Origin of the sequence: Rahnella sp. BIGb0603, from assembly GCF_024808755.1 — a bacterium.
GTDB lineage: Bacteria > Pseudomonadota > Gammaproteobacteria > Enterobacterales > Enterobacteriaceae > Rahnella > Rahnella contaminans.
The window spans coordinates 823,429-839,317 of record NZ_JANUEX010000001.1 but is presented as its reverse complement, the minus strand read 5'-3'; the positions used below and the strand labels follow the sequence as shown (position 1 = coordinate 839,317).

18 protein-coding genes and 1 riboswitch are annotated in these 15,889 nt (G+C 52.5%); of the genes, 9 read left to right on the top strand and 9 right to left on the bottom strand.

What is annotated here, in order from left to right; genetic code table 11:
* The first annotated feature begins 82 nt into the window (after nucleotides 1–82).
* Nucleotides 83–820: a DUF2076 domain-containing protein gene (locus M2403_RS04005; protein ID WP_165059403.1), complete on the top strand. Its 738-nt coding sequence runs from the start codon at nucleotides 83–85 to the stop codon at nucleotides 818–820.
* Between the two features lie 177 nt (nucleotides 821–997).
* Nucleotides 998–1,207: a transcription antiterminator/RNA stability regulator CspE gene (cspE, locus tag M2403_RS04000; RefSeq protein WP_009636912.1), complete on the top strand. Its 210-nt coding sequence runs from the start codon at nucleotides 998–1,000 to the stop codon at nucleotides 1,205–1,207.
* 77 nt (nucleotides 1,208–1,284) lie between these two features.
* On the opposite strand, the gene M2403_RS03995 is transcribed toward cspE, so the two are convergent.
* The 3 genes from M2403_RS03995 to crcB form a co-directional block, all read right to left on the bottom strand.
* On the bottom strand, nucleotides 1,285–2,472 hold the full coding sequence (locus M2403_RS03995; protein WP_152326421.1) for a multidrug effflux MFS transporter: 1,188 nt from the start codon (nucleotides 2,470–2,472) through the stop codon (nucleotides 1,285–1,287).
* A gap of 9 nt (nucleotides 2,473–2,481) precedes the next feature.
* Complete coding sequence (locus tag M2403_RS03990; RefSeq protein WP_208952030.1) at nucleotides 2,482–3,138, bottom strand: TetR family transcriptional regulator; 657 nt, start codon at nucleotides 3,136–3,138, stop codon at nucleotides 2,482–2,484.
* Between the two features lie 463 nt (nucleotides 3,139–3,601).
* Nucleotides 3,602–3,985: a fluoride efflux transporter CrcB gene (gene crcB / locus M2403_RS03985; RefSeq protein WP_217152271.1), complete on the bottom strand. Its 384-nt coding sequence runs from the start codon at nucleotides 3,983–3,985 to the stop codon at nucleotides 3,602–3,604.
* A 66-nt stretch (nucleotides 3,986–4,051) separates the two neighbouring features.
* Nucleotides 4,052–4,114, bottom strand: a riboswitch (Fluoride riboswitch).
* Between the two features lie 73 nt (nucleotides 4,115–4,187).
* On the opposite strand from crcB, the gene M2403_RS03980 reads away from it, so the two are divergent.
* Nucleotides 4,188–4,619, top strand: a complete 432-nt coding sequence (locus tag M2403_RS03980; RefSeq protein ID WP_208952029.1) for a GNAT family N-acetyltransferase — start codon at nucleotides 4,188–4,190, stop codon at nucleotides 4,617–4,619.
* A 3-nt stretch (nucleotides 4,620–4,622) separates the two neighbouring features.
* On the opposite strand, the gene M2403_RS03975 is transcribed toward M2403_RS03980, so the two are convergent.
* Nucleotides 4,623–5,969, bottom strand: coding sequence for an aminotransferase class I/II-fold pyridoxal phosphate-dependent enzyme (locus M2403_RS03975; protein ID WP_259228578.1), 1,347 nt, complete (start codon nucleotides 5,967–5,969; stop codon nucleotides 4,623–4,625).
* A 210-nt stretch (nucleotides 5,970–6,179) separates the two neighbouring features.
* On the opposite strand from M2403_RS03975, the gene M2403_RS03970 reads away from it, so the two are divergent.
* The 5 genes from M2403_RS03970 (at nucleotide 6,180) to M2403_RS03950 (ending at nucleotide 10,815) form a co-directional block, all read left to right on the top strand.
* Nucleotides 6,180–7,142: a nitrate ABC transporter substrate-binding protein gene (locus M2403_RS03970; RefSeq protein ID WP_165059407.1), complete on the top strand. Its 963-nt coding sequence runs from the start codon at nucleotides 6,180–6,182 to the stop codon at nucleotides 7,140–7,142.
* Nucleotides 7,143–7,155: 13 nt separating this feature from the next.
* Nucleotides 7,156–7,950 carry a deaminated glutathione amidase gene (locus M2403_RS03965; RefSeq protein WP_195823563.1) on the top strand — a complete coding sequence of 265 codons (795 nt, stop codon included), beginning with the start codon at nucleotides 7,156–7,158 and terminating at the stop codon, nucleotides 7,948–7,950.
* Between the two features lie 182 nt (nucleotides 7,951–8,132).
* Nucleotides 8,133–9,041, top strand: a complete 909-nt coding sequence (locus tag M2403_RS03960) for an ABC transporter substrate-binding protein (RefSeq protein WP_152326427.1) — start codon at nucleotides 8,133–8,135, stop codon at nucleotides 9,039–9,041.
* A complete protein-coding gene (locus tag M2403_RS03955) occupies nucleotides 9,038–10,021 on the top strand; it encodes an amino acid ABC transporter permease (protein WP_165059410.1) in 984 nt (327 codons plus the stop codon). The genes M2403_RS03960 and M2403_RS03955 overlap by 4 nt, the downstream gene beginning before the upstream one ends.
* Nucleotides 10,018–10,815, top strand: coding sequence for an amino acid ABC transporter ATP-binding protein (locus M2403_RS03950; RefSeq protein ID WP_152326429.1), 798 nt, complete (start codon nucleotides 10,018–10,020; stop codon nucleotides 10,813–10,815). The genes M2403_RS03955 and M2403_RS03950 overlap by 4 nt, the downstream gene beginning before the upstream one ends.
* A 49-nt stretch (nucleotides 10,816–10,864) precedes the next feature.
* On the opposite strand, the gene M2403_RS03945 is transcribed toward M2403_RS03950, so the two are convergent.
* Entirely contained in the window at nucleotides 10,865–11,929 is a 1,065-nt protein-coding gene (locus tag M2403_RS03945) for a diguanylate cyclase (RefSeq protein WP_165059412.1), read from the bottom strand.
* Between the two features lie 257 nt (nucleotides 11,930–12,186).
* Between M2403_RS03945 and tatE the strand changes: the two genes are divergently transcribed.
* Nucleotides 12,187–12,390: a twin-arginine translocase subunit TatE gene (gene tatE, locus M2403_RS03940; protein ID WP_095921144.1), complete on the top strand. Its 204-nt coding sequence runs from the start codon at nucleotides 12,187–12,189 to the stop codon at nucleotides 12,388–12,390.
* Between the two features lie 102 nt (nucleotides 12,391–12,492).
* On the opposite strand, the gene lipA is transcribed toward tatE, so the two are convergent.
* The 4 genes from lipA to ybeD form a co-directional block, all read right to left on the bottom strand.
* Nucleotides 12,493–13,458 (bottom strand): lipoyl synthase, encoded by a 966-nt coding sequence (gene lipA, locus M2403_RS03935; protein ID WP_152326431.1) that lies wholly within the window; start codon nucleotides 13,456–13,458, stop codon nucleotides 12,493–12,495.
* Nucleotides 13,459–13,766: 308 nt separating this feature from the next.
* Nucleotides 13,767–14,708, bottom strand: coding sequence for a YbeF family transcriptional regulator (locus tag M2403_RS03930; RefSeq protein ID WP_152326432.1), 942 nt, complete (start codon nucleotides 14,706–14,708; stop codon nucleotides 13,767–13,769).
* Nucleotides 14,709–14,868: 160 nt separating this feature from the next.
* Complete coding sequence (lipB, locus tag M2403_RS03925) at nucleotides 14,869–15,552, bottom strand: lipoyl(octanoyl) transferase LipB (protein WP_152326433.1); 684 nt, start codon at nucleotides 15,550–15,552, stop codon at nucleotides 14,869–14,871.
* Nucleotides 15,553–15,622: 70 nt separating this feature from the next.
* Nucleotides 15,623–15,886, bottom strand: a complete 264-nt coding sequence (gene ybeD, locus M2403_RS03920; protein WP_101075657.1) for a DUF493 family protein YbeD — start codon at nucleotides 15,884–15,886, stop codon at nucleotides 15,623–15,625.
* Nucleotides 15,887–15,889 lie beyond the last annotated feature (3 nt).

Genomic DNA, 15,889 nt, shown 5'->3' with positions numbered 1-15,889 from the left:
TAATTCATACAAAAATATAACTGTATTACTGTATCTGCATAACGCCGACTGGCGTAGTACGACACATCAACAAGGTGAATTTATGCAATCTGAAGAACAGCGTTTAATTGACGGGCTTTTTAGTCGTTTACAACAGGCTGAGTCCAATACGGCACCGCGCGATGCGGAAGCTGAACGTGTGATTCAGGCCCATATCCGCCAGCAACCGTCAGCCCCTTATTACATGGCGCAGGCGATGATTATTCAGGAAGCGGCGCTGACAAAGCTGAATGCTCAGGTGAAGGAACTGCAACAGCAAAACGAACAGTTGCAACAGCAGGCACAGAACGCGAAACCGCAAAGTACCGGTTTCCTCGCCGGGCTGTTTGGCGGTGGTTCGGCACAGCCTGAACCCGCGCGTCAGTCTTCACAAGGCAGCCAGCCAATCCCGGGTACGCAAGCCTGGGGCGCACAGCCTCAGCAGCAACAATACGCGCCACAACAGCAGGCTCCGGCTCAGGCCGCGCCACAGGCACCGGGCTTTCTGGGCAGCGCATTGCGGACTGCCGCCGGTGTTGCGGGTGGGGTTGTGCTGGCAGATATGCTGACCGGAATGTTCCATCACAGTCAGCCGCAGGAAATCGTCAATATCATTGAAGAGCCGCCCGTGCAGGATCTGAATCCTGCCGACAGCAGTTTCCTCGACAACTCACAGGGTTTCGACAGCAATATACCGTCCTGGGAAGATGCCTCGTTGCGTAACGATAATTCGGATTTAGGGTTTGGTTCTGACGACTTTGATTCCGACGATTATAGCAACGACGATGATTCGTTTTTCTAACCGCTTGATGTCAGAAGGCTATTAAAGGCCGTTCTGACAGCAGAAAACGGCGGTAGAAAGTGAAGAGTGAGAGCTTTATCGCTTATTGCCATCAGAATTCTGGACAAAAGTTAAATCTGTTGCTGTACTGTATTTGACACACGTTTTGTGTCCAACATTCACGTAAAGGTAAGTTTGATGTCTAAGATTAAAGGTAGCGTTAAGTGGTTCAATGAATCTAAAGGTTTTGGTTTCATTACCCCTGAAGATGGCAGCAAAGATGTTTTCGTTCATTTCTCTGCTATTTCCAGCAATGGCTTCAAGACCCTTGCTGAAGGCCAACGCGTAGAGTTCGAAATCACCAATGGTGCCAAAGGCCCGTCGGCTGCTAACGTTATCGCTATCTGACTTTAGCCGATTTCTTAAAAAACCCGCCGAAGCGGGTTTTTTTTTGCCTGGACATTAGTGCGTATAACGGTAAACCCTTACGCGGTTTTGCGCACCAGCGTCACGAACATCAAAATAGCGATCGCGTAACAGCCTAAAATCGTCAGGCCCATGGACAACGCAGGCATGCTGCCAAAACCGGTGACCGGTACGGCAATCGCACCCAGCGCAAACATACACACGCCAAGCAGCGCCGACGCGCTCCCTGCATTTTTCCCCTGACTTTGCATCGCCAGCGACCCGGCGTTCGGCCCGATAATCCCTATCACCATCACCGAGAAGAACAGCGGAATCAGCAGCGTCACCAGCGGCGCATTCAGGCTGGCAGCCATCACCAGCGCAACAGATGCCACGGCCGCTATCACTAACCCGGCTTTAACGAGCGCCATTTCACCGAAACGGCGGCTGAGGCGCGTGGAAACCTGCGCAGAAATCACCAGCCCGATACCGTTAATGGCAAAACACAGGCTGAACATCTGCGGGCTAAGATGGTAAATCTGTTGCAGTACGAAAGGCGAAGCGCCGATGTAGGCGAACATCCCCGCCATGATAAAACCTTGCGTCAGGCACAGCCCCATAAATGGACGGTGTCCAAGCAGGCTGAAAACGGAACCGAGCATGCTGAAAATACCCCCTTGCGCACGGCGTTCCGGCTGCAAGGTTTCATGCAGTTTCAGGGATGAGAAGCTGAACAGCAGGATGGCAATAAAGGCCAGCACAGCGAAAATTCCCCGCCAGTTCATCCAGCTGAGCATGGCGCCACCCAGCACCGGCGCGATAATCGGCGCCAGTCCGTTTACCAGCATCAGCAGCGCGAAGAACCGTGTGAGTTCATGGCCGTTATACAAATCTCTGGCGACGGCGCGTGAAAGCACAGCGCCGCCTGCGCCCGCAATGCCCTGTAACAGACGGGCGACAATCAGCTGATTGATGTCCTGCGCGACGGCGCACCAGACCGATGCCGCGAGCAGTAACGCCAGCGACCACAGCAAAGGGCGCATGCGGCCATAACGATCGCTGAGCGGGCCAAATAATAGCTGGCCGAAACCGAGGCCGAGTAAACCCGCGGTCAGGCTCAACTGAGCGCTGGCGGTGGAAGTGTTGAGATCGCCGGCCATTTCAGGCAATGCAGGCAAATATAAATCTGTACATAGCGGGCCGAGGGCGGCAAGCGAGCCGAGAACCAGGGCGTAACCGAGGCGTTTTTCTTGCAGATGAGCGCTCATGGTAAAAGTTTATTCCAGTTTGCTGGTGGTTAAATCCGTGTCAAAGAGATCCTGGAAGTAGCGATTGTATAAAGCTTCCAGATGCTCTGCGTCGGCGTGAACGGTAGTCATACGTCGGAATGCGGTGCCTTCACAGATCACCGCCAGAGATTCGACTTTTGCCGTCATTTCAGCCTCTGAAAATTGCGGGAAAGTTGCACTGAGAAGGGATTTTGCTTCGCTGAACAGTTGTTTTTCTGAATCGCGCCAGATTTTTTCCACGATAGGATTGCGGGTCGCTTCTGCGGCAACCTCAAGCATCAGCGCGTGGTCAATCTCTGCCTGTTCTTTTTGTTCGATACACTGATCCTCTTTATAAGGCGCGCTTAAATTGCCAATCCGGCGGTGTGCCAGGTTATGAGCAACCTGCTGCAAGTTATGCGCGTTGCCGGTCATCAGGCGGATTTTCTTCATCACGATGCGACGAACAATTTCTTCGATGATGGCGTCTTTATTGGCGAAATACCGGTAGATCTGCCCCACACTGAGCTGCGACGTTTTGGCGATTTCGGCCATGCCTGCACCATGAAAACCGTGTTTGCGAAAACACAGCCGGGCGGCGGCAATGATCTGGTCGCGTCGCGCACTGATGCGCGCGTCTTTACTGCAAAGTTGTGGGTGAAGCATGGATACCTGGCACCTCTGTTGAAAATGAGTGTGAACGATCATTCTCAATTATAGGCAATAAGGAGGAACAGGTAAATATTTGTATTATGAAGGGAATGAAAAGTGACGCTTCGTTTCAGTGTGTTTTCACGGATTCAGAAAGGCCGACGGCGCATCCATCAGGAATGCGCCGTCGGCGGAAAAGGGTGTACTACGGGCGCGCAGGGCGCATCTGTCTAACTAAAATATGCCTGTAAAAAAGCCACTACAGTAAGAATACAGAGGGCAACAACCAGAAATTCAGAAGACGTTTTTGGAACAGAAAACATGGCATACCTCAATTTATAAACCTGAGCGGGTTTTGCCATTATCTGCAGATAACATGAAGGAAACATTAAGAAACGCAGAGAAGGGGTGAAGCTGTGTCACAAATTTGTTACAGCGATGCCCGTTGTCATAAAAAAGGCATCGCCGGAAGGTAGGATCAGTGCGACGTGTACCAGCTGACCAGCATGAAGCCGAGCAACGTCAGGGCAATCGAGCCGAAAAGATTAAGCGCGATATTGAGCAGGGCATCGCCAAAACGGCCCATTTGCAACAGCGTAACAACTTCCAGGGAAAACGTGGAAAAGGTGGTCAGCCCGCCGCAGAAACCGGTCGTAATGAGCGCTTTAACCACCGGATCGACGCTGTTCATGCGGCCAAAAATCGCGATGGCCAGGCCAATAATAAATGCGCCGATGAGATTGACGGCCAGTGTACCGAGAGGCACCACAGGCGTGATCACATTCATTTTGAGCCCGAGATACCAGCGAGCGACACTACCAACCGCACCACCAATCAACACAGCAAGAAAGGTACTGAACATAAAAAAAACCTTAAAAAAAAGTGAAATTCAGAAAGGCCCGGGCACGACGCTACGAACCTCTCACGAGATTGCGTAGACATCATCAGCCGGTAAAGGCGGTTTGGGAGGAATGTCATCTCCATATTGCAGACAGTAAGTTTACCGTGTGTGATAGCGATTGTGTAGCCGCGAATGAGAAACAGATTTTAACAAGGAAATAGTCATGTTAATCAGAGAAGGTGATGTAAACGACGCACAGGTTCTGGCGGGATTACTCGGCGATTTGGATTATCCCAATACGCCGGAAGCGATCGCTGAGCGGATTGTCGTAATGGCCGCCAATCCGGACAGCCGTTTGCTGGTAGCCGAGAGCGAAGGGCGCGCCGTCGGTTTTATTTCGCTACATTTTATCCCGCAAATCGCCCTCGCCGGTGAATTCTGCCGGATCAGTTATTTGTGCGTGAGCAGTGAATCGCGTGGCGAAGGTATCGGGCAACAATTGCTCGATGAGGCTGAAAGGCTGGCCGGCGACCGTGGCTGTGACCGGATGGAAGTTCACAGCCATACGCGCCGTGTCCGCGCGCACGTGTTTTACGCCCGCGCGGAATATGAGGAATCGCCTAAGTATCTGATGAAAAAGCTGACGCCCCGCTGACCATCATGCGCCCAGCGCCAGAACGATGGCGTCGGCAATCAGGTCCACTTTCTCAGGTTTAATCTGGCTGGTGCTGATACGGATAAACTGCCCCGGCCCAATGCGGCTGCGCTCGCCGGGCAGAACAGCAATGCCGCGTGCCGCCAGCGTGACCAGCGCAAACTGTTCCGACGGAACGGGGATCCACATTGCCAGCCCGTCGCGTTCCGGGATATTTACTCCGCGAATGCGCAGCGCGTCAGACATCGCTTTGCGGCGCTGAGCGTAAACCGCTTTCGCATGGGCAATGCTTTCCTGCGTTTTAGAATCCTTGATCAGCCACGCCAGAGCTTCCTGCAAAATTCGGCTCGACCATCCCGCTCCGAAGTTCCGGAATGATTTGATTTGTTTGATCAAATCCGTCGAACCGGAAATCACCGCCAGCCGTAAATCCGGCCCGTAAGCTTTGGAATACGAACGGACATGTACCGTGCGATCCGGCAATACGCTGCCCATGCTGACGGGCGCGTAGCGGGATAACTGCCCGATGCCGTCATCCTCAATAATCAGCGTATTGGTGTGGCGGAGAATTTCGGCCAGCTCCGCGTAACGCTCCGCATTCATGGCGTGGCCGCAGTGTGAATGGGTGCGCGGCTGGTAAATAAACGCGGACGGATTTTTGGACAACGCCAGACTCAGAGATTCCGGCGTCGGGCCGAACTCATCGCATTTTACCGGGATCACCTGCGCGCCGAGATTATCCAGCATATCGAGCAAACGCGTGGCGGTCGGGTCTTCAATCGCCACGACGGAACCTTGCATCAGCAGGGTTTGTAGCGTGAGGTTCATGCCGTCAAATCCGCCGTCGGCAGACATGAACGCCGGTGCGTCGTAAGGCCAGTCCTGACGTACGGCTTCCAGCAGCGAAGGCGCGATGGCTTCGCGCTGATAGCTATTCAGGTTATCTGCGCCAACGCCGTGCTGCATGGCTTCTCGCAAATCAGGCAAAAGCGCCGGATCGGGCGATGACAGCGCGAGATCCGCAATAATATGCTCGCCAAAGTTACCGATTTTTTCAAACCTTGCCGGGCGCGGCGACAGCATGTCACCGCACACCCAGACGCCGTTGCGGCCTCGTCCGGCAATCACTTTTTGGCGCCGAAGCTGACCCCAGGCGGCAGATACCGTGGCCGGGCTGACGCCCAGCGCCTGCGCCAGTTCACGGACAGCGGGCAGATGCGTGCCGATCTCGATGACGCCGGACCGGATCATCGCCGCTGTTTCAATTGCAATGCCCCGCATCGAACGATCCTGTAATTGTGTCGCTAACCATTCTGCATCCAGCGTTTTTTCGAGGGGTTTATCTGCCATGTTTTTGCCTTTTGTTCAGTAACAAAGATTCTATTGTACATATTAATTTATGCCATTAGTATCAAACTTAGCCAACGGAGGCGATAAAATAATCACATTACGCTGAACATGATCTCCTTCGTAAAAGAATTTGGTGCGTTTCCGATAAGGTTTGTAAGCGCACAGTTGTCTTTCTGCATATCAACCATGCTGACACTTAAGGGGATAGATGTGACGATTACCATCAGGCTGGCTGTTCGTGACTGGGATTATTTTACGCCGCTGGCGTTGGGCGACCTTAAACCTGAAGGGTTTAATCTCGAGATAGATCGCGTGGGAACGCTGGTGGATAACCTGGCGACCAGTGATAAATATGACGCGGGTGAAGTCTCTTTCAGCCGTTATGCGCAGGGGCGGGCTCGCGGTGAATCTGATCTGCTGGCGATCCCACACTTTCTGATGCGTGGTTTCCGCCAGCGCTGCATCATCACCCGTGAAGACAGCCCGCTGACCGAACTTTCTCAGCTGGCAGGCAAGCGCATTGGCCTGACCGGCTGGCAGGATTCCGGCAACACCTGGACCCGTACGCTGCTGGCGCTGGAAGGCGTCGGTATTGAAGACGCAAACTGGTACGTTGGACGTCTGACGGAATCGCATCCGGTTGTCGATCGTCTGGCTGGGTTTGGTCGCGAAGGGCGCATTGAAGCGGTGCCCGAAGAGCGCCCGATGATGGAACTGTTGCAGGAAGGCTGGCTGGACGCCGTATTCACGCCATTCATGCCTGACGGTTTCTTCAAGCCTGATTCCGGTTTCCGTCAGTTCCAGCCTGATTTCCGTGCGGCAGAGCTGGCCTATTTCAACCGCGTGGGTTACATCCCCGGCATTCACCTGCTGGCGATTAAACCTGCCCTGGCCGAAGAACATCCGTGGCTGCCGCAGGCGCTGAGTGAAATCATCGACCGTTCTTATCAGGTCTGGATGGATAAACGCGCAAAATATGCTGATACCACACCGTGGTTGCTGGACGACTTGCGTCGTACGGTGGTTGATTTACCTGCGGACTGGAACGCAAACGGTTTCGCCGCCAATGAAAAAATGATCGACGATTTTGCACATGAATTGTATGCCCAGAAGCTGACGGCGCAGCGCCTCACACCGGCTGATTTGTTCCCTCAGTTCGCCACACAAAAGTGACGGGAGAGTAAAAATGAAAGTTGCATTAGGTCAGTTTGCTGTTTCCCGCGAATGGGAAGCCAACGTTGAAACCTGCCTTTCGCTGATGGCGAAATCTCTGGAAGCAGGCGTGGATTTACTGGTGCTGCCGGAAGGTATTCTGGCGCGCGACATCACCGATCCTGATCTGGTTCTGAAAGCCGCACAACCGCTGGATGGTCCGTTCGTCAGCCAGCTGGTGGCCGCCAGCCGCGGCAATCAGATGACGACCATGATGAGCGTTCATACGCCTGCACCCGATGGTCGCGCATGGAACGTACTGATTTCTATCAGGAATGGTGAAATCATTTCAGAATACCGTAAGCTGCATCTTTACGATGCGTTCTCCTCGCAGGAATCTAAAAACGTCACGCCGGGCAGCGATGTACCACCACTGGTTGAGGTTGCCGGGTTTAATGTCGGCCTGATGACCTGTTACGACGTGCGTTTCCCTGAGCTGGCGCGTCGTCTGGTACTTGATGGCGCGGACGTCCTGGTCTTGCCGGCTGCGTGGGTCAAAGGTCCGCTGAAAGAAATGCATTGGGAAGTGCTGGTCACAGCCCGTGCGCTGGAAAACACCACGTATATGGTCGCTGTCGGCGAATGCGGTGAACGTAATATCGGTAACAGTATGGTGGTCGATCCGCTGGGCGTGGCGATTGCCCGCGCGGCTGAAGCCCCTGCACTGGTTTTTGCTGAGCTGGACAAAGATCGTCTGGCGCATGCCCGTAAAGTATTGCCTGTGCTGGCGAACCGCCGCTTCGGTTTGCCGCAACTGCGCAATGACTGAACCTGACTGCAGCCGGTCCTCAACGGTTGCACCGTCCGGTGAATAAAGCCGTACCGAGCGCCTCACCAGGGAACTCGTTTTTCATAAGACTTAAACACGATCTGAGCCAGGGAAGGTTTTCATTATAAATACACAACATTCATAAACTCACAGACCGACTTTTTACACAGAGGAATAAGAAAATGATGGCAAAACAATTACGTCAGGCTGCTGCACTGACCGCTGCATTACTTTCCGTAACGTCCATGAATGCCTTTGCTGCTGAAACGGTGGCGATCCCGGCTCAGACGATGGATCCGGCAATTCACGCCAAATTACCTGCGGATATTCAAAAATCCGGTGTGATGACCTCTGTGAACAACGGCTCGTTTCCTCCGTACGAAATCGTGACCGGGGCGAATGGCCTGGATGGCGCGAGTGCGGATCTGGCGCATGCACTGGCAGAAGTGCTGGGTGTGAAAATTGAGCACGCTTCCGTAAGCGGTTTATCCGGCATCCTCAGCGGAATGGCTGCAGGGCGTTATCAGATGGGTATCGGCCCGATTGGTGATTACCCGGATCGTCAGGCGAAAAATGATTTTATTGATTTTGTAAAGGAGTTCGTGGTGTTCGGCGTGCGTAAAGGCAACCCGGAAAACATCAATTCTCTGGATGATACCTGCGGTAAACGCATCGCCGTCATGGCGGGTGGATCTGCCGAACAGGTGATCCGTAAGCAGTCTGAAGTGTGCGTGAAAGACGGTAAACCGGCGGTTACCGTGCAATCTTTCTCTGACCAGCCCACCTCGATTCTGGCCGTGCGTTCTAACCGTTCGGACGCGTTCTTCTCTTCTCAGGCACCGCTGACCTATTTCGTTGAGAAAGCGAATGGCCAGCTGGAACTGACCGGCACCGGCAAATCCAACGGTTTTGGCGATATTTTCCAGGGAACGGTGGTCGCGAAGGATTCTCCTGTACGTGACGCTATTCTGGCGGGATATCAGAAACTGTTCGATAACGGGACTTACGCCATCATCATGAAAAAATGGGGTCTGGAAGGCAACATGATCCAGGCGCCGGGGATCAATCTGGCAAAGGCACAACCTAAATGACTGATAAAACGTATAGTTCAAAGCCGGCAGTCAAGGACGACTATACGCAGGATCCACGACGTAACGTTGAATTCTCCCACGCGCCACGCAACATTGGCCGCTGGATTGCGTGGATTGTCGCGCTGCTGATTGCCGCCGATGTGATTTGGGCCGTTTCGCATAACCCGAATTTCGAATGGCATGTGGTCGCGCAGTGGTTCACAGAAGCGACGATCATCAAAGGCCTGGGCGTTACGCTCGGCCTTACCGTGGTGTCCATGTTGATCGGGGTGTTCATCGGCCTGATGCTGGCGATCGCCCGTTTGTCTGACAGCCTGTTGCTGCGCAAACTGGCCGGTTTATACATCTGGTTTTTCCGTGGCACACCGCTGCTGGTGCAGCTTTTATTCTGGTACAACATGTCGACGCTGTTCCCCCGCGTAGTGATCGGCATCCCGTTTGGGCCGGAATACATGAGCTGGAATACCAATGATCTGATCACCCCGCTGACGGCGGCGATTGCCGGTCTGGCGCTGAATGAAGCGGCGTATATGGCGGAAATCATTCGTGCCGGTTTGCTGTCGGTTGATAACGGTCAGGCCGAAACGGCGCAGGCCTTCGGGATGAGCCGTGGCCGTGCGCTGCGCCGGATTATCATTCCACAGGCGATGCGTTCGATTATTCCGCCAACAGGTAACCAGCTGATCAGTATGATCAAAGCGACATCGCTGGTCAGTGTGATCGCAATGGGCGATTTACTGTACTCGGTGCAAACCATTTACAACCGCACCTTTGAAGTGGTGCCGATGTTGATGGTGGCGGTGGTCTGGTATCTGCTGATCACCTCAGTGCTGAACCTCGGCCAGTCAGCGATTGAACGTTATTATTCCCGTGGCACACGCCGCACGGTGGCGAGCGCCAAGCGTCGTCAGGAAAATGCGGAAGAAAAAGGGGTTCCTGTTATGAATCCACCAGGCCTGGCCCGCAAGGAGGACTTATGAGTCAACTTTCTGCCGACGCGCAGTCATCCGAAACGGCATCTCTGGTTGTAGCCCGTAATGTGCATAAAAGCTATGGCGATAACGAAGTGCTCAAAGGCATTGATCTGGATGTCAAACCCAGCGAGGTGGTGGTGATTTTGGGGCCTTCCGGGTCCGGGAAATCCACGTTCCTGCGTTGTATTAACCATCTGGAAGATATCGACCGGGGCTCAATCATGGTGGGTGGCGAGCAAATCGGTTACGAGCTGCGTGGCGACAGGTTGCACAAATTATCCGAACGGGCGATTGCGCGCCAGCGCCGTGATATCGGGATGGTATTCCAGCAATTTAACCTGTATCCGCACATGACCGTTTTGCAAAATATTATTGAAGCGCCGGTCGGTGTGCATAAGGAGAGCCGCCATGAGGCCGAAAAATATGCCCGTGAGTTGTTGCAGAAAGTCGGGCTGAGCGACAAAGCCGATGCTTATCCGCGTCATCTTTCCGGTGGTCAGCAGCAACGAGTAGCGATTGCCCGCGCGCTGGCGGTGAAACCGAAACTGATGTTGTTTGATGAGCCGACATCGGCGCTCGACCCTGAACTGGTGGGTGAAGTGCTGGCGACAATGCGTGATCTGGCGCAGCAAGGACTGACTATGATTGTGGTCACGCATGAGATTGGGTTTGCAAAAGAAGCGGCTGACCGGGTGGTCTTTATGGATCGCGGTTATGTGGTCGAGCAGGGTGCTGCGGATGAAGTGCTGGTCAATCCGCAGCATCCGCGTACTCAGGCGTTTCTCAGCCGCTTTATCTGACGTTTACAGCAGGAAAACCAGACGGGCTGAAACCGGGAACCGGGCAAGATTAACTTGCCGTTTCCACCCGGTTCCGCCCGTTTTTTTTGGCTTCATACAATGCGTGGTCAGCGGCATTCAGCCAGTGTGTCGCGGTTTCCTGAACGTCATCACATTCAGCAATACCCGCGCTGATGTGGATTCTCAGGTCAGGATGTTGCGGAAACAGGCTGTTATCCAGCCGGCTTTGCAAACGTTCTATCGCGCGCCGGGCCTGTAGCTCCGTGCTGTGCGGCAAAATAGCGGCGAACTCATCACCCCCAAACCGGCCGATAATATCGGCGGCGCGCATCGTATGCTGTAGTTCCTGCGCCAGCAGAATAATGGCCTGATCACCGACGCTGTGCCCGTAATTGTCGTTGATGGCCTTAAAGTGATCGATGTCGATCAGCACCAGCGTGGTCTTATGCCGGTAGCGGCGGAAGCTTTCCAGCTCGGTGTTAAGCAGCGATTCCCAGTGGCGACGGTTGTACAGCCCGGTCAGTCCGTCGCGCACACTGATTTGCATGATGGCCTGTTTATGTTCGGCCAGTTTTCGGGATGTGCGGTAGGTGACGTTGCCGAGAAAAATCGGGTAAATCATGATCATTGGCAGGCAGAGATAAAGCTGGAACGGCGTGGTTTCGGGCATGAAGGGGATATCGGCGACAAGCAGTAGCGCAATGGCAACCGTAATTTGCGCGATAACGCACCGGAAGAATAACCGCTGGCCGCCTGCGGAGATATTATTCATGCCCATCATGGCAAATATGGTGGCAGAGGGCAGGGCGTTGAAGCCCATCATTGCAATCCATATGCCGCCGAAAATGGCGTCGGCCTTCAGGTTATTGATTTCACTGTTAAACGGGCTTGCCGAACGCTTTGCTTTCCAGTAGGCAATGTGCGGCCAGATGAATCCGTTTAAAAACAGCAACAGCCAGAGCCAGACGGGCGTTGTGTGCTCAATCATCACCGAGCCGACACAAAAACTGCCCGTTCCCAGCCCGACGATGCGGGGCAAATAAGTCCTTTTGGCAAAACGTATTCCGGAATGATGAGTATCGTTAACCAGAGTCGTATGAAGCTTTTTCGGCATCGGTTCTCATTACAGGGTCAGTTAACCCGGGTTAATAATCTGGTCGAAATCAAATTTGAAGGTGTTTTACAGATTTTAAAAACTGAAAGACTTTATGAGCGTGCTATTCAAGCTCATAATAGCTTACTCTGGTCACAATGCGCACAGTTCTGGATCCGTTCTGTTACATTTTCGGGTTGTATTAACGTCGCGAATGGCCGTTAATAACGGCAAATTGTCACTGCTGTATTCCAGCACTCAGTGTAAAGAAGGTATGTATGGAAGGTCTAAGTATTACTAAATTGTTGGTGGTCGGCGTGCTGATCGTTCTGTTGTTCGGTACCAGCAAACTGCGTTCTCTGGGCGGTGACCTGGGTGCAGCACTGCGTGGCTTCAAGAAAGCCATGAATGATGATCCGGCGCCTGCTGAAAAAACCACTGCCGAAGAAAAACCAGCCGAGCGTGTCGAACACAAAGACTGAGTTTTTACGGAATTAATTCCGGTTACAAATTTCGGGCATTAAAAAAGGTTGTTCTTATGAACAACCTTTTTTGCGTTTTGGGCATCAAGAAGTAACGAGATATTACTTCACTTCTAACCCTTTGGCTTGCAGATCGGCGTGATAAGACGAACGCACGAACGGGCCACAGGCGGCGTGCGTGAAGCCCATTTCCATCGCCGCTTCTTTCATCTGGTCAAACTCTTCCGGGCTGACGTAACGCTGCACCGGCAGGTGGTGACGGCTGGGTTGCAGATACTGACCCAGCGTCAGCATGGTGACGCCGTGGCGGCGCAGGTCACGCATCACTTCGATGATTTCTTCGTTTGTCTCACCCAAACCGACCATCAGGCCTGATTTGGTTGGGATTTCCGGATGCGCTTCTTTGAAACGTTGCAGCAGCGTCAGTGACCATTCGTAGTTAGCGCCCGGACGAACCTGACGGTAAACGCGCGGCACGTTTTCCAGGTTGTGGTTAAACACATCCGGCGGGCTGGCGTTGAGAATATCCAGGGCGCGATCCATACGGCCACGGAAATCGGGTACCAGTGTCTCGATTTTGATGGTCGGGTTTTTAGCGCGGATCGCCGTGATACAGTCGGCAAAGTGCTGCGCGCCGCCGTCACGTAAATCATCACGGTCAACCGAGGTGATCACGACATAACGCAATCCCATATCCGCGATGGTTTGTGCCAGTTTTTCCGGCTCATTGGTATCCGGCGCGGTTGGACGACCGTGTGCCACGTCGCAGAACGGGCAGCGGCGGGTACAAATTGCGCCGAGGATCATGAAGGTCGCGGTGCCGTGGTTAAAGCACTCTGAAAGGTTTGGGCATGCGGCCTCTTCACAAACGGAGTGAAGGCCATTCTTGCGCAGTGCGGATTTAATGCCCTGAATTTTCGTTGAGTCCGCAGGCAACTTGATTTTCATCCATGCCGGCTTACGTAACATTTCCTGCCGGTCACTGACCACGGTTTTCACCGGGATTAACGCCATCTTATCTGCATCGCGGTATTTGACGCCGCGTTCCATCTGAATCGGTTTACTCATAATCTTGCAGCTTCCAGGTTCGTCTCTCGTAACTCGAGTTTTTCAGGACATTCAATGAACTGGCTGATTCATCAAAAAAAGTAGAAATAATGCGGAAATTATATCATTGAAGCATCACCGGATTCAGCCTTTACACATAGCCTGAAGTGCTAAACGCTGCATTTTTTTAACCTGAAGAAGATTTTTTCCTGAAAAAACTATTCTTATTTATCACTTAATTTTTTGATATATATAATTTTTTAAGTGCGACTCTCGTGATCTTCTTCTGGTGTTAATGGTGTGTAAATATTTTCGCCGATTCCGAAAATTCAGCCGGAAGACGTCAGCGATTCATCCTGTGAGAAAGCCAGTTTGATCGCATCAATAATCATGCTCAGCGTTTTATCGCTTTTTGCCGTTTTGTTGTAATACATGATGATATCAAATGACACCGCTGGAATATCCGATTCGAGGATATCGACCGGAAAACTTTTTTGCAGCAGTTCGACCATTTTTCTCGGCAATATCCCCAGCAAATCGGTGTTGGAAACCATCGAGAGAGAGTTTATTGCGTTATAACTGGTAAACACTATAGGGCGATCTGGCAGGAAACCGCTGATTTCAAATTGTATACGCTTGAGATCGCTGGCGTTTGTCACCACGGTGGTCTGCGGCATGGCCAGAGCCTGTTGGAGCGTAATGGTTTTATCCAGCGTCGGGTGATTCTTTCTGCACACAAATACTGCGGTATCTGACATCAGCCGGATGCCTTTCAGTGACTTGTTAAACAGCGGGCTGGTATCAATCACTAAATCCGCACGATGTTGGATCAGCGTATCTTCCGGATCGCTGAGCGGCAGGTGTTTCAGCGTGTAGTTGCTGTTGATTTTCATCAGCTCTTTGAGGATCAGCGGAAACGTTTGTAGTGCGACATACGGGTAACAACTGATGGTCAGTACGCGGGATTTGTCGTTATCGTGCGTAAAGTCCAGGCCGGTGAGAATCGAGCTCAAACCCTGACTGATGTGCTGATGCAAATTAATGGCATACGCCGTCGGGCTGATACCTTGTCCGTTACGGATAAACAGCGGATCGGGAAAGGTATTGCGTAATTTCTGAATGGACTGGCTGACTGAAGAAGGCGTCAGGTTCAGCGCTTTAGCGGCGTGAACAATGCCTTTATGCAGATATACCGCTTCGAAAACGGTGAGCAAATTGAGATCAAGGTTATGAAGCTTATTCAGGCTGGCACTAATATCGTTATCATCCATAAATATTTCCCGGCAGTGTGAAGGACTGTCCCGGTTATTAGCCGGGAAGTATGCTTATCCGTAAGCGATAAAATGCTAAGAAGTTCAGCGGGTGATAGTAAACCAGAATGCGAAGTAAAACTGCTAAAACGTTGATAAGTCTGATGGTAAAGCACAGGAATCAGAGCGGCGAAGTCGCGTACTGCTCAATTTGCCAGGGCAGATAATCAACTTGCTGATAATCAAGACGATGATTAAAGGATTTCACCAGAACCGGCATAACCTGGTCAACGGTCAGTCCCGGTTTTTCCAGGCTGGCCTGCGTCATTTCCAGACCTGCATACCCGCACGGATTAATCCGGTGAAACGGCTCGAGATCCATATCAATATTCAATGCCAGACCGTGCAATGAACATCCTTTTCGAATGCGCAGGCCGAGGGAACAAATCTTTTTGCCATCGACATAAACGCCGGGCGCATCGGCACGCGGGTAGGCATCGATAGAAAAGTGCGCCAGCGTATCCACTACGGTTTGTTCGATAGCCGTGACTAACTGACGGACGCCCAGTTTTTTCCGTTTCAAATCGACCATCACATACATCACCTGCTGGCCTGGTCCGTGATAGGTGACCTGACCGCCGCGATCGCTTTGGATCACCGGAATATCGCCGGGCATTAAAACATGCTCTGCCTTTCCTGCCTGACCCTGTGTGAAGACGCGCGGATGCTGAACCAGCCAGATTTCGTCCAGCGAGTCGGCGTTCCGGTGCTCAGTGAAATGGTGCATGGCCAGAGAGACAGGCTCATACGGCTGAAGGCCAAGCTGGCGCAGTACGATACGTTCTTGCGGATTATGTGATTGCACGGCAGTTATCGTCAGTAGGAGGAGGGAAACGCGCGACAGAATTTCTCTCGCGCGGGTGGGCAGAAAGGGCTTACAGCACCATGCGGACAATTTCGATATTACCCAACTCAGAATACAGGGTTTCGACCTGATCGATGTGGGTGGCGGTGATCGTAATTGAAACGGAGTGGTAATTCCCTTTACTGCTCGGTTTTACCTGAGGATTGTAGTCGCCAGGCGCATGGCGTTGCACGACTTCCACAACCTGGTCCACCAGCTCGGGTTGTGCCAGGCCCATTACTTTGTAGGTAAAGGAGCAAGGGAATTCGAGCAGTTCGTTCAGTTTGGTTTTCATGTG

Coding starts and splice junctions, on each gene's coding strand:
- M2403_RS03955 (WP_165059410.1), top strand. CDS start 9,038: ATGACTGATAAAACGTATAGTTCAAAGCCGGCAGTCAAGGACGACTAT.
- M2403_RS03980 (WP_208952029.1), top strand. CDS start 4,188: ATGTTAATCAGAGAAGGTGATGTAAACGACGCACAGGTTCTGGCGGGA.
- crcB (WP_217152271.1), bottom strand. CDS start 3,985: ATGTTCAGTACCTTTCTTGCTGTGTTGATTGGTGGTGCGGTTGGTAGT.
- M2403_RS04005 (WP_165059403.1), top strand. CDS start 83: ATGCAATCTGAAGAACAGCGTTTAATTGACGGGCTTTTTAGTCGTTTA.
- ybeD (WP_101075657.1), bottom strand. CDS start 15,886: ATGAAAACCAAACTGAACGAACTGCTCGAATTCCCTTGCTCCTTTACC.
- M2403_RS03990 (WP_208952030.1), bottom strand. CDS start 3,138: ATGCTTCACCCACAACTTTGCAGTAAAGACGCGCGCATCAGTGCGCGA.
- tatE (WP_095921144.1), top strand. CDS start 12,187: ATGGAAGGTCTAAGTATTACTAAATTGTTGGTGGTCGGCGTGCTGATC.
- cspE (WP_009636912.1), top strand. CDS start 998: ATGTCTAAGATTAAAGGTAGCGTTAAGTGGTTCAATGAATCTAAAGGT.
- M2403_RS03945 (WP_165059412.1), bottom strand. CDS start 11,929: ATGCCGAAAAAGCTTCATACGACTCTGGTTAACGATACTCATCATTCC.
- lipA (WP_152326431.1), bottom strand. CDS start 13,458: ATGAGTAAACCGATTCAGATGGAACGCGGCGTCAAATACCGCGATGCA.
- M2403_RS03950 (WP_152326429.1), top strand. CDS start 10,018: ATGAGTCAACTTTCTGCCGACGCGCAGTCATCCGAAACGGCATCTCTG.
- M2403_RS03960 (WP_152326427.1), top strand. CDS start 8,133: ATGATGGCAAAACAATTACGTCAGGCTGCTGCACTGACCGCTGCATTA.
- M2403_RS03965 (WP_195823563.1), top strand. CDS start 7,156: ATGAAAGTTGCATTAGGTCAGTTTGCTGTTTCCCGCGAATGGGAAGCC.
- M2403_RS03930 (WP_152326432.1), bottom strand. CDS start 14,708: ATGGATGATAACGATATTAGTGCCAGCCTGAATAAGCTTCATAACCTT.
- M2403_RS03995 (WP_152326421.1), bottom strand. CDS start 2,472: ATGAGCGCTCATCTGCAAGAAAAACGCCTCGGTTACGCCCTGGTTCTC.
- M2403_RS03975 (WP_259228578.1), bottom strand. CDS start 5,969: ATGGCAGATAAACCCCTCGAAAAAACGCTGGATGCAGAATGGTTAGCG.